Source organism: Bacillus mojavensis (genome assembly GCF_012648005.1).
Classification (GTDB): Bacteria; Bacillota; Bacilli; order Bacillales; family Bacillaceae; genus Bacillus; species Bacillus mojavensis.
In genome coordinates this window covers 3,172,503-3,185,238 of record NZ_CP051464.1, presented here as the reverse complement: position 1 = coordinate 3,185,238, position 12,736 = coordinate 3,172,503, and the positions used below count along the sequence as shown (strand labels likewise).

Here is a 12,736-nt window from a genome sequence, read left to right as displayed (position 1 = left end):
ATTTTGTCAATTTCCCTTTTTACGACAAAAAATGAACCTTATGAATTATTGACTGAAAAATGGAAAAATGAGATATTGTAACAAATTGATGTAAAAAATAGGCAGTGGGGGGCTCTGATTGATGGTGGGATTCATTGAAAGTGATAGCGTCTGGAAGAGAAATTTCAACTTCCTTTTCTTCTCAAGAATAGTCAAGATTTCCGGCGATATGTTCGCATTTAATTCGATATTATGGTTTTTAATTTTTGACGGTGAAGGTGCGATCGGAACTGCTTTATTGATTGCTGTCACCTTTTTGCCGGAAGCTGTTTTAGCACCTGTGACGGGTCCTTTCATGAAACAGAATACATTAAAATTCTGGATGTACTTTTCAGACCTGACAAGAGCCGCGGTTGTTTTAATCATTCCGCTCTGCCATTTCGGCGGGTTCTCTCCGCTGTGGTTTGTTATGACTCTTATGATTGTGCATTCAGCTACTGGCGCTGCCTATAATCCTGCTTCCATTGCTTTAATCCCGCAAATTGTAGATGAAAAAGGCATTCAAAAAGCAAATGCTGTGCTGCAGTCGTCCGCCCAAATTGTCCGTCTTGGAGCTGTGACACTATGCGGCGCTCTCCTTACGTTTATCAGTCCTTCTTATACAATGCTTATGGCTCTCGTACTTTATCTTATTTCTGGTTTTCTTGTTCTCTTTATTAAATACACTGCTGTTGAAACAAAATCGGAATCAGCGGCCGTTGCACAGAGAGGTACATATTTTGGCAGACTGAAACGCGGTTTTGTCCTAGTCAGAAAACACCAAATCTTATATCCGCTTGCTATCTATTGTATCTTTATGAATTTCGCGGCAGCCCCTTGGGAAGCGCTCTCCGCTGTATATGTTGCGGAGGATTTAAACGGACAGCCGATTGTGTATTCGCTATTAAAAGCCACCACCGCAATAGGCGCGTTTTTATTGGGGTTTGTACTGACAAAAGTAAAAGTAAACAAGTACGGACTGCTTTTCGTAACCGCCGGCATCATTGAAGGATTCGCTTTCTTTATTACCGGAATGAATACCTTTTTGCCGCTCGTCTTTTTCGCCGCTTTTACATTTGGCGCTGCAGTCAGTGCAATCAATGTTCCCGAGTATACAATTATACAGACATCTGTCGATAGTGAGGACCAGCCGCAAGTTTATGCCGTCATACATATGATCTCAAATATTTCAATTCCGGCCGGCGCTGTCATTTGCGGATATGCCGCAACCGCTTTTGGTTCAGGAAATGTGATCGCTGCCGGGGGAGTTGTGGAAATTATCGCGGGGATTGGAATTCTTCTGTTTACAAAGCTGGCCAAAGCAGAACAATCCGATTTGGTAAAAGAAAGGGAAGCAAGTGTTCATATGTAAAGGTTTTTGAAGACGCCATGCCTCGTGCATGGCTTTTTTTATGCCGCTGGGTCCGGTGCTGTCTACGACTCTGGTCTTATCCAAAAATCAATCTCTGATTCGTTTTGCTCATCTTGTGTTTTGTATAAGATGAAGACAAGGAAAACGAAAGGAGGATCTGCATGAAGATCAACAAGAAAACGATAGGCGGATTCTTATTAATTGTATTTGGAATCTCCGTCTTTTTTGGGGGCGGCAGCTTCGGCTTTATCATTCCGCTTGCGATCGGAGGATTGCTGACATACGCGGGAATTAAAAGATTCGCAGCAGGCAAAACCATCACAGGTATCATCTTGGGCGGAATCGGGGCGATGATGCTCATTTGCTCACTTCCGTTTCTCGTCGGCATTGCACTCGCGGCTGCTATGGTGTATTACGGCTGGAAACTGATGAAAAACGGATCCGCGGAAAGCGATATGTCAAGCTTTGACCCTGAACCAGCTTCTGCCGGCTACCAGTCTCATTTTGATGACGAATGGGAAAATTTCTTAAAGAAAAAATAACACATGATATGAGGAGGAATAACAGTATGGTATTAAAAAGAATGAGAGATATGTTTGTTGCGTCAGTTCATGAAGGCTTGGATAAACTGGAGAACCCTAAGGTGATGCTGAATCAGTACGTTCGTGATATGGAAAGCGATATTGCAAAAGCAAAACAAACGATCGTCAAACAGCATACGATCGCCTATCAATTTAAGAAAAAATATGAAGAAGCAAATGAAGTGGCTGGAAAGCGTAAGAATCAAGCTCAGCTCGCTTTTGATGCCGGTGAAGAAGAGCTTGCAAAAAAAGCGCTGACAGAAATGAAGTATTTAGAGGGAAAGGCAGCAGAGCACAAAGCTTCCTATGAACAGGCAAGCAGCCAGCTGGCTGAGCTGAAAGAACAGCTGGCCACACTTGAAACAAGGCTACAGGACGTAAAGGATAAAAAACAGGCGCTGATTGCCCGGGCAAACGCTGCAAAAGCAAAAGAGCATATGAACGCGACATTCGACAAAATTGACAGTGAAAGCGCGTATCGGGAATTTCTCCGGATAGAAAACCGAATTGAGGAATTGGAAATCCGTGCCGATTATTCGAAGTCAGCGGAAGCCGGCACAGAAACGAGCCAAAGTGAATTTGCAGACGAAGTAGAAGCTGAAATCGAAAAGATGCGGGAACTCTCTTTGAAAAAATCAGATCAAACCTCACATGCAGCAAATGAATAAACAGGACAGGGAAGGGTTTTCGTCAAGTCCTTCCCTTCCGCACGTATTCATTCACAGGCTTTTCCTTTATAATAGAATAAATGAGAAGGATGAAAACAAATGAAAAAAATGCTGGGCAAACTGCTGATCATTGCCGGTATTCTTATTTTTTCTGCGGTTGTTATCAAAGACGTGTTTGCTGAAGGTCTTTCATTCATAAACGGAACTGAAGCTGATTCAGCCAGTGCTTCACCGCATGAGATCGAAAGCGTAATCATTGAATCGGATAACAAGAATGTGAAGATCATAGCGGAAGAGCGTAATGACATATCAGCAACCATCTCAGGTGACTCGGGGAAATTGTTTGTGGCTGAAAAGAGAAGAAAGCTGGAGCTGACGGCAAAGGAAAAAGAATTTCAATTTTTGAATGGATTTCATCGATCTGCCCTTGTCGTCCGCATTCCATACACGTACAAAGGCGGTTTGGCTGTGAGAACCTCAAGCGGCGACGTGTCTGTAGACGGTAATAAACATCTCACGCTTTCTAAGCTGAACGCAGCATCTGCAAGCGGGAATATGACCGTAACGGGTATCCGCCTACAGGAGCTGGAGGTGAAGGGCTCTTCCGGAGATGTGTCGATATCAAATACAGACGCTAAAACGGCCAGCATCCGCTTAACTTCAGGCGACGCAAACTTGGATGGTGTTTCAGGCTCACTTGATATACGGATGACATCAGGAAACGTTGACGCGGATTTAAAAAAGGCAGCGGGCTCTTCAGCTGTCACATTGACGAGCGGTGATGTGAATCTGGAGCTTCCCGAAAACGGCAGTTTCAAAGTCAATGCTGCTTCAGAGAGCGGAAGCGTCAGTTCGGCGTACCCATTTGCTGATACAACACATAAAGATCATCATCAAATCACAGGCTCACAAGGAAGCGGACAGCATCTAGTCGATATTAAAACAGGCAGCGGGGATGTAGCGATACGGTAGCATCTGGCAGAAGAAAGGAGGCGGAACAACCAGAATGACAAAAAAACAGCTTCTTGGACTTATCATTGCTTTATTTGGCATCAGCATGTTTTTGCAAATTATCGGAGTAGGCGATCTGCTGTTTTGGCCGCTCTTTTTTCTGATTGCCGGTTATTTTTTGAAAAAATACTCCCGTGACTGGCTTGGGTCCGTCATGTACATCTTTGCCGCTTTCTTATTTTTGAAAAATCTGTTCAGCATCACCTTTAACTTATTTGGCTACGCGTTTGCCGCATTTTTAATTTACGCCGGCTACCGGCTTGTGAAAGGAAAGCCTATTTTTGAACCGAATGAGAAACCTACCGATTTAACGGAAAAAGAAAAACAGTCCGAGCCCCCAAAAGATGTGAAACATCCTGACATGCGAAGCTTTTTTATCGGCGAACTTCTGATGATGAAGCAGCCGTTTGATCTGAATGATTTAACTGTATCGGGTTTTATCGGCGATGTGAAAATCGACTTGTCAAAAGCGATGATTCCGGAGGGAGAGAGCACCATTGTCATCAGCGGAGTGATCGGAAACGTTGATATTTATGTTCCATCAGATCTTGAAGTGGCTGTCAGCTCGTCCGTTTTTATCGGCGACATTAATCTGATCGGTTCGAAGAAAAGCGGATTAAGCACAAAGGTATACGCCGCGTCTTCTGATTTCAGCGAGTCCAAACGCCGGGTGAAAATATCCGTCTCCCTATTTATCGGTGATGTGGATGTGAAATACGTATGAGAAAAAAACTGCTTGCCAGTCTCCAATGGCGTGCCATTCGCATGACAACGGGAATCAGTCTGCTTCTATTTGTCTGCTTGATTTCTTTTATGATGGTTTACTATCGGCTTGATCCGTTTGTGTTGCTGTCGTCAAGCTGGTTCGGGATTCCGTTTATCCTGATTTTGGTGCTGATCAGCCTTACGATCGGTTTTGCGTCAGGGTACATGTACGGCAACCGGCTGAAAACAAGGGTCGATACATTGATTGAATCGATTTTAACATTTGAAAATGGCAACTTCGCTTATCGTATACCGCCGCTCGGGGACGATGAAATCGGGCTTGCAGCCGATCAGCTGAATGAAATGGCGAAGCGGGTTGAACTTCAAGTAGCTTCCCTGCAAAAGCTTTCAAATGAACGGGCTGAATGGCAGGTGCAAATGAAAAAATCAGTCATCACAGAAGAACGCCAGCGATTGGCCAGAGATCTGCACGATGCTGTCAGCCAGCAGCTCTTTGCGATATCGATGATGACCTCCGCTGTATTAGAACACGTAAAAGATACGGATGATAAAACGGTGAAACGGATCAAGATGGTAGAGCACATGGCGGGAGAAGCCCAAAATGAAATGAGGGCGCTGCTGCTCCATTTAAGACCTGTGACGCTCGAAGGGAAGGGGCTGAAGGAGGGGCTTACGGAGCTTTTGGACGAGTTTCGGAAAAAACAGCCGCTTGATATCGAATGGGACATACAGGATACGCCGATTTCCAAAGGCGTAGAGGATCATTTATTCAGGATCGTACAGGAGGCTCTTTCCAATGTATTCAGGCACTCAAAAGCCTCAAAAGTATCCGTGATTCTCGGCGCAAAAAACAATCAGCTGCGGCTGAAGGTCATTGATAACGGAAAAGGATTCAAGATGGAGCAGGTAAAAGCGTCATCCTACGGCTTGAATTCGATGAAAGAACGTGCAAGCGAAATCGGCGGAGTCGCCGAGGTGATTTCGGTTGAAGGAAAAGGTACACAAATTGAAGTAAAGGTCCCGATTTTCCCGGAAGAAAAAGGAGAGAACGAACGTGATTCGAGTATTGTTGATTGATGATCATGAAATGGTCAGAATGGGACTCGCCGCTTTTTTGGAGGCGCAGCCCGATATAGATGTCATCGGCGAAGCGTCTGATGGCAGCGAGGGTGTACAGCTTGCTGTTGAATTACAGCCTGATGTGATTTTAATGGATCTTGTCATGGAAGGCATGGACGGCATTGAAGCGACAAAGCAAATTTGCCAGAAGCTTTCCGATCCGAAAATTATTGTGCTCACAAGCTTCATTGATGATGATAAAGTGTATCCGGTTATTGAAGCGGGAGCGCTCAGCTACCTACTAAAAACATCAAAAGCGGCCGAAATCGCTGATGCGATCCGTGCCGCAAGCAAGGGAGAGCCAAAGCTAGAATCAAAAGTGGCGGGGAAAGTATTATCCCGGCTGCGCCACTCAGGTGAAAACGCGCTCCCGCATGAATCCCTCACGAAACGGGAGCTTGAGATTCTCTGTCTGATTGCAGAAGGAAAAACAAATAAAGAGATAGGTGAGGAGCTGTTTATCACGATCAAAACAGTCAAAACCCACATCACCAATATTTTATCAAAGCTGGATGTCAGCGACCGGACGCAGGCAGCTGTGTACGCACACCGAAATCACCTCGTGAAATAGAGTCCGCTATTTGTTTGCGCCTTTCGTCCCGAAGTCTCTGACAACCACATTGACCCGGTAGTCTATTTCCGCATTGCTGAAATAATCATCATCCCATTTTCTTGAGATCTTTTTCCACTTTTGAGGATAATGAATTCTGACTTCGTTTCGCAGCCCGGTTACATCTGCTTTGATATCTTTCTGCAGCTTGCCTGTAATAAATGCTGTTACTGTTTCGTGTAATCGTTTTTCGACTGTCTTTTCAATATCTTTGATATATGAATCCTTAAATGAATCTTCATTCGGATTCCAGTCCTCTGATAAACGACCTTCAATATTGCGTGTGACAGTGAATTTGAACTTTCCGTCCTTGTAGGCCGTCTTGATCTTCCGATTGCTCGAATACACCTCATAAGAAAAAAGATAGCCATCGCGCTTCAAGTCAATGACGCCTCCTTCGACAGTGCCTGTAAATAAGTTGATATTTTGAACCTCAATCGGTGTTAGATCCCGGTTCCATAATTTATCTTTGATGATAGAAGCTCCGTTTATCGCGAGTTTGCCGTTTTCCTCACCGACATGAGGGATAAGGAACGAATCATCAGAGGTCAAGTGTTCTGAGATCTCTCCCAATGTAACAGGCTCCATCATTCTAATCGTCACCGCATTATTCTCTGTCAGATCATAAATCACATTGGATGCGGGCTCTCCTTGATCATTCATTTTAAATATATCCTTAGTCCTGCCATCGGTGACAAAGACGTACGAACTCCTCCTTGTTCCATTGTCTCTGACAAACTGGTTAATGATCGCGTCCATTCCAATATGATCCGCAATCACGCTCTTGGAAAGCAGAATGAGACGCAAATGCTGTGAAAACGTAGGGTTATGTTTTAATGCAGATGTTCTCATCATTTGATGGACCGTTTCACCCTTTGTGATAGAAAGCTGTGTTGGGTCAGATGAAGAGCCTTCCTTGGAGCTGATTTTTTTCGGCACAAGAATCTGCTGTGTAAGTTCTAAATTTTTATCATCCGGCTTGTCCAAGCCAACACCGATGATCAGGCTTAATTCCTCAATATTCTGGCTATCCCAGCATCCGGACAGCAACAGGATGCATATGAACATACTTAAAATGCGGATTTTCATTTTGCTGTAATCCTCCTTTTGACAGCTACAATGAAAAAGAGAATGAAGGGAAGTAAAAACAGGCAGACGAAAATGTATCCGAGATAATCGCTATACATCATGACCTGATTAGAGTCATCCGGCCATAGAGAAAAATAATAGACAGCCGCGCCAATGAGAACCATGCTTTTTTTAGTCGATAATCCAAACGTCTTCTTCAGTCCGTTAGCGGCAAAATATCCGTAAATGACAAACGTTGTGAAAAATTGAATGATCCAGACGACCAGTAAAAACGATTCAAACCGTTCAATGAATATGCCCTTGAGCTCAAAAGACTGAAAGAGAGAAATGGTCGGCCAGATCAGCGTTTTTACCTCAGGAGCGGTCAAAGCCCCGACAACAATGACATACGTCAGGATATATAAAATAATCGGAATCAGAAAACCGAAAGCCGCGTATCTAAATGTGTATTTCTTTTTCTTCATATGTTCAGGGAGAAACAGCATTATTTCCATTCCTAAGAAAGATATGGAGACAACAGTCAGGGAGTTCGCAATGGGTCCAAGACCTTCGCCTAAAACAGGGCGCAAATTATTGATGTCAAAAATTTTAAAACTGATCCCAAACACAACCAGTAAAATAATAATCGTTACTATTAAGTAAAAGGGAAACAGCCGAGACACATCACTTAACCCTCCAACAATTAAATAGATGCCGCAGCAGATAAACGTTAAGATAATGACCTGAATCGGCGTTCTCTCCAGCAGGAAAAACTTTACCATTTCAGCCATCGCCCTGGTTTCAAAGCTGGCCACTCCGATAAAATAGCAGCAGATCAAAAGGCCGAAGATGCTGCCGATCCATTTCCCAAGCCCTTCCTGCAAATACTCAAATAGAGAAGAGTATTGATGTTTTTTCTGAATGAGCGTGTTTAAATAAATGAAAAAGATAAAAATGACACCTTCTAATATCAGCGAGATCCAGCCGTCAGGAGTATTAGCCTTAGTGGTGAGCGCTCGCGGCAATGTTAAAAGACCGGCACCAAGCATCGTATTTGCAACAATAGCAATACCTTGGAAGGTATTAAGTTTCAGTGGAGTCTGTTTTTGGCTCATTTGGATTATTCGCCTCTTTTGGTTTGTTTTTAATTGGGAGACGGATAATGGAATCATCCGTATTTTTCAGGCTGAAGAATCCGTTTGGCGAAAAATACGGAGATCCAAAGCTCGTTTGTCTCGTTAGATGCGTATAAATAACAAGCATAAATAAAATAATCCCGTACAGCCCAAGAATAGCGGCGGAAAACATCGAAATAAAACGCAGCACCCGGAAAGACAAACCCATTCCGTACTGGGGAACGGTAAAGGATGCAAGGGCAATGACGCTGACAACGATGACCATAATCGAACTGACGAGATTCGCCTCTACCGCCGCTTGTCCGATGACTACGCCCCCGACGAGGCCGATCGTCTGGCCAAGCGGGTTGGGAAGACGCAGCCCGGCTTCTCTGAGCAGCTCGATCGTCACTTCCATCAGCAAGGCTTCAAATATCGGCGGAAACGGCACGTTTTCCCTGTTTGCCGAAATCGTGACGGCGAGCGCGGTCGGCAGCAGCCCTTGATGGAAGGAAACGAGTGCAATATAAATAGATGACAAAAACAAGGTGATGAAGATAGAAGCAAAACGCAGTGTCCGGATTAGAGATGCTGAAATCCAGCGTTCATAGTAGTCATCCGGGGACTGCATCAGGACACCGAGAGAAACAGGGACCAGCAGCACAAATGGTGAACTGTCGACCAAAATGGCCACACGGCCGTTAAACAGGGCCGACGATACCTTATCCGGTCTTTCCGTATTTTGAACCTGCGGAAACGGCGAAAATTTATTATCTTCAATGAGCTCCTCAAGCGTTCCGCTGTCCTGAATATCCTCAAGTTGGACATTTTTAAGCCGCGCTTTTACTTCTTTTATGACGAACTTTTTTGCTTTGCCCTCAATGTACATAATGGCTGCCTGCTTCAGCTTGTCTTTGCCGATCATGATTTTTTTGGTGATTAACTTCGGATGAGAGGTTCTTTGTCTGATCAAAGCGAGATTTGTATCGATATCCTCTACAAATGCAACTTTTGGTCCGCGAACCACTTTTTCAGTTGTCGGCTCTGCCAGGCTCCTTGTTTTTTTCTTTACTGTAGATAGAATATAGACTTTGTCCAATCCGTTGATAAACACAGCACACTTGCCGCTGAGAATGGATTCGACCGTTTTTTTTGCGGTTTCAACAGGTCTTGCGTCAAGCTGGTCAAGGCGTTTTTTAACTTGGTCAAGCGTGAGGGTATCTTCATCTTTGATTAAGGTTTTAATCGATTCTTCAACCTTCTTCTGATCATTCAGTTCACTAAAATAGAGATAGTAAAAAACAAGACCGTTGGAGAGCATTTTTTTGTTTTTTACCAGATCATCGTTTTCTTTTAATTTTGGAAGCACCAATGCTAAATTATCGTGTATATATTCCTTAAACTCTGTTTGTTCCAACGAGGTCACCTCTTATCCAAAACCTTAGTAGAGGTTATCTTTTCCTGTTAAAAAAATGATATACTGTGTTAGAGTATTTCATGGTGTAAGTTTTTTTATGAAAGCGGAGGATACGAAGTGGCACAGGTAAGACTTGCAGGAAAACAAGAAGAAATAGAACAGCTCATTAAATCATTTGAAAAGCATTACGATGTCTCTTATACATCAAGGGAGTACGGACGAACGAATCCGAAGTACAAATATTCAAAGGATTCCCGCGTATATCTTGAATTAAAATTAAAATCTGCCAAGATCGAAAAATAAAAAGGATTTTTAATGTCACTGGCGAATTATGATCTATTGAAGCAACCGTTATGGAGGGATACATAAATGGACTACAGAATTGAACGAGACACCATGGGAGAAGTAAAAGTTCCTGCTGATAAATTTTGGGGCGCCCAAACACAGCGAAGCAAGGAGAACTTCAAGATTGGTTCTGAAAAAATGCCGATGCGTGTTGTGAAGGCGTTTGCAATATTGAAACGCAGCACGGCGATCGCTAATAAACGATTAGGCAACCTAGATGCGGAAAAAGCGGAAGCTATTGCAACAGTTTGTGATGATGTGCTCAAAGGCAAATATGATGATAACTTCCCGCTTGTTGTATGGCAGACCGGAAGCGGAACACAAAGCAACATGAACATGAACGAAGTGGTGGCCAATCGCGCGACCGCGTTATTAAAAGAAAAGAACTCTGATCAAACAATTCATCCAAATGATGACGTTAACCGCAGCCAAAGCTCAAACGATACATTCCCGACAGCGATGCACGTTGCTGCCGTTTTATCTGTCTATGAACAGCTTGTGCCTGCGCTTGATCAGCTTCGCAATACGTTAGACGAAAAAGCGAAAGCATACAATGATATTGTAAAAATCGGACGTACGCATCTTCAGGATGCCACACCTCTGACGCTTGGACAGGAAATCAGCGGATGGGTGCACATGCTCGATCGCTCGAAGGAAATGATTTTAGAAGCGACAGACAAAATGCGTGCGCTTGCAATCGGAGGTACAGCTGTCGGAACAGGAATCAATGCTCACCCTGAATTTGGAGAGCTTGTTTCAGAGGAGATCACGAAACTGACAGGTCAAACGTTTAACAGCTCGTCGAATAAATTCCACGCGCTGACAAGCCATGACGAAATCACATATGCACACGGCGCCTTAAAAGCTCTTGCCGCTGATTTAATGAAAATCGCAAACGATGTCAGATGGCTTGCGAGCGGACCTCGCTGCGGCATCGGGGAGATTGTCATTCCTGAAAATGAGCCTGGCAGCTCCATTATGCCTGGAAAAGTGAACCCGACACAAAGTGAAGCACTGACGATGATCGCAGCGCAAATTATGGGGAACGATGCGACAATCGGCTTTGCCGCAAGTCAGGGGAACTTTGAACTAAACGTATTTAAACCTGTGATCATTTACAACTTCCTGCAATCCGTGCAGCTGCTGAGTGACGGAATGAACTCCTTCCATGATAAGTGTGCCGTCGGTATCGAGCCAAATAAAGAAACGATTCAGGAAAACTTGTCGAATTCCTTAATGCTGGTTACGGCGCTGAATCCGCATATCGGATATGAAAACGCCGCAAAAATTGCCAAGCTTGCCCATAAAGAGGGATTGACGCTGAAAGAAGCGGCTTTGAAGCTTGAATTGCTGACAGAAGAACAATTTAACGAAATGGTGAAACCGGAAGATATGGTAAAACCAAAGGCGTAATAGAGAAAAAACGGCTGCTTGTGAAGCAGCCGTTCTTCTAAATATATTGATGTTTCAAGAGAAATGTAAGCTGCTCGGCATCTTCTGCGAGAGCTTCCGACTCCATCAGGTTATGGATCATTCCTTTTATGATCACCAGCTTCGGTGTTTTTTTCTTCATTTCTGCTTCAAGTATGTCCAAGCTCTCCGATAATTCAAGGGAGGAGTTTGTGTTCAAGCTTTTTATTTTCTCACGAAGGCTTTTCACAATCGATTCAGTCAGCGGGTCAGGCCGTCCGTGAGACAGGGGCCCGAATAAAGAGCTTGCTTCTTCTAATGTGATGAAAGGCTCATCGTTTCGTTCAGACATGCCTTTAACCATATCATCAATGCGGTTAATAACGATATCTGCTAATTGATCCGGCTTCACAGTATAACCGAGCAAAATCATGCATTCCAGGTAAATCTGGCTGATTCCTTCTATTAGAAAACAAAGCTCCGCTGTATATGGTTCAGCTTTTTCTCCGTATATGTTTAACAGACTGTCAATGTGAAATTGAAGGGAAGTCTGGCGGATTTTTTTTGCGCATTGCTCTACTTCATCCGTGTAAGGCAGAGAACCTTCCTTCATTTGCATTGTAATAAAGTCTTTGTGTTCAAGGATGTTTTCATAGAACACGGTAAGCTGCTTGCGGTAAGCTGTTCTAGGGCTGTCGCCTTTCGTTTTAATATTTAAAATACGGGTAAATGTTTTATCATAATAGAAATTCAGCATAGATAAAAGCAGCGCTTCTTTAGAAGGAAAATAAATATAAAAAGCGCCTTTTGAAATCTTGCATGCTTTGGCAATTTCTTGAACTGATGTTGCGTTATATCCTTTTTGGGCAAACAGTTTAATGGCTGTTTCAATAATCAGCTTCTCTTTTTCCTTCAAATGGTTCCACCCTTTCGGAGCTTGAGGCCTACATAGGATATGACCATATAGTCATACCGTACGTTTTAAATTTAACCTTATTGTAACTTGTTTTTTTATCATGTATTATTTATATTATAGATTGAGATGACCGAACGGTCAAAGCTCAAGCGAAAGGGTGAATCTGAAATGAGAGAATTGGACGAAATGATCAGCCGCTTGCGAAACAGAGGAATTAAAGTGGAAAAAGTCAAATATCCGAAGCAGACGTTGTCAGAGAAAAAATGGGTTCATCAATGCAAACAGCCGCTCAAAACAAATTACAGAGATTTTAACGGCTATTCTTTCACATAAAAAATAGACTGCAAAAATATCTACAGT

General features: G+C 43.4%; 14 protein-coding genes. 10 read left to right on the top strand and 4 right to left on the bottom strand.

Going from position 1 to position 12,736, the window contains the following annotated elements; genetic code table 11:
- Positions 1-121: 121 nt before the first annotated feature.
- The 7 genes from HC660_RS16695 (at position 122) to liaR (ending at position 6,066) form a co-directional block, all read left to right on the top strand.
- Positions 122-1,390: an MFS transporter gene (locus tag HC660_RS16695; RefSeq protein ID WP_168748719.1), complete on the top strand. Its 1,269-nt coding sequence runs from the start codon at positions 122-124 to the stop codon at positions 1,388-1,390.
- A gap of 161 nt (positions 1,391-1,551) precedes the next feature.
- Positions 1,552-1,932, top strand: coding sequence for a cell envelope stress-induced membrane anchor protein LiaI (liaI, locus tag HC660_RS16690; RefSeq protein ID WP_010331839.1), 381 nt, complete (start codon positions 1,552-1,554; stop codon positions 1,930-1,932).
- A 26-nt stretch (positions 1,933-1,958) separates the two neighbouring features.
- Positions 1,959-2,639, top strand: coding sequence for a stress responsive protein LiaH (liaH, locus tag HC660_RS16685; protein ID WP_010331838.1), 681 nt, complete (start codon positions 1,959-1,961; stop codon positions 2,637-2,639).
- Positions 2,640-2,738: 99 nt separating this feature from the next.
- The gene (gene liaG, locus HC660_RS16680; RefSeq protein WP_168748718.1) at positions 2,739-3,611 is read left to right on the top strand and encodes a LiaG family protein; all 873 of its coding nucleotides are present in this window, start codon (positions 2,739-2,741) and stop codon (positions 3,609-3,611) included.
- Positions 3,612-3,645: 34 nt separating this feature from the next.
- Positions 3,646-4,374 (top strand): cell wall-active antibiotics response protein LiaF, encoded by a 729-nt coding sequence (gene liaF, locus HC660_RS16675; protein ID WP_168748717.1) that lies wholly within the window; start codon positions 3,646-3,648, stop codon positions 4,372-4,374.
- Entirely contained in the window at positions 4,371-5,453 is a 1,083-nt protein-coding gene (gene liaS, locus HC660_RS16670; protein ID WP_168748716.1) for a two-component system sensor histidine kinase LiaS, read from the top strand. Before liaF ends, liaS begins: the two co-directional genes overlap by 4 nt.
- Positions 5,431-6,066, top strand: a complete 636-nt coding sequence (gene liaR, locus HC660_RS16665) for a two-component system response regulator LiaR (protein ID WP_168748715.1) — start codon at positions 5,431-5,433, stop codon at positions 6,064-6,066. Before liaS ends, liaR begins: the two co-directional genes overlap by 23 nt.
- 6 nt (positions 6,067-6,072) lie before the next feature.
- On the opposite strand, the gene gerAC is transcribed toward liaR, so the two are convergent.
- From gerAC to gerAA, 3 genes are read right to left on the bottom strand one after another with little or no spacing between them, the layout of a single operon-like run.
- Positions 6,073-7,194 (bottom strand): spore germination receptor protein GerAC, encoded by a 1,122-nt coding sequence (gene gerAC / locus HC660_RS16660; RefSeq protein WP_168748714.1) that lies wholly within the window; start codon positions 7,192-7,194, stop codon positions 6,073-6,075.
- Positions 7,191-8,288: a spore germination receptor protein GerAB gene (gene gerAB, locus HC660_RS16655; RefSeq protein WP_168748713.1), complete on the bottom strand. Its 1,098-nt coding sequence runs from the start codon at positions 8,286-8,288 to the stop codon at positions 7,191-7,193. The genes gerAC and gerAB overlap by 4 nt, the downstream gene beginning before the upstream one ends.
- Complete coding sequence (gene gerAA / locus HC660_RS16650) at positions 8,257-9,705, bottom strand: spore germination receptor protein GerAA (protein WP_168748712.1); 1,449 nt, start codon at positions 9,703-9,705, stop codon at positions 8,257-8,259. Before gerAA ends, gerAB begins: the two co-directional genes overlap by 32 nt.
- Before the next feature lie 117 nt (positions 9,706-9,822).
- Here gerAA and HC660_RS16645 point away from each other — a divergent pair, with 117 nt between their 5' ends.
- A complete protein-coding gene (locus HC660_RS16645) occupies positions 9,823-10,008 on the top strand; it encodes a YvzF family protein (RefSeq protein WP_010331829.1) in 186 nt (61 codons plus the stop codon).
- Between the two features lie 66 nt (positions 10,009-10,074).
- Positions 10,075-11,463, top strand: coding sequence for a class II fumarate hydratase (fumC, locus tag HC660_RS16640; RefSeq protein WP_168748711.1), 1,389 nt, complete (start codon positions 10,075-10,077; stop codon positions 11,461-11,463).
- A 37-nt stretch (positions 11,464-11,500) separates the two neighbouring features.
- Here the strand turns inward: fumC and HC660_RS16635 are convergent, their stop codons facing one another.
- On the bottom strand, positions 11,501-12,376 hold the full coding sequence (locus HC660_RS16635) for a TetR/AcrR family transcriptional regulator (protein ID WP_168748710.1): 876 nt from the start codon (positions 12,374-12,376) through the stop codon (positions 11,501-11,503).
- A 168-nt stretch (positions 12,377-12,544) separates the two neighbouring features.
- Here HC660_RS16635 and spxO point away from each other — a divergent pair, with 168 nt between their 5' ends.
- Entirely contained in the window at positions 12,545-12,709 is a 165-nt protein-coding gene (gene spxO / locus HC660_RS16630) for an anti-adapter protein SpxO (protein ID WP_003221681.1), read from the top strand.
- Positions 12,710-12,736: the final 27 nt, after the last annotated feature.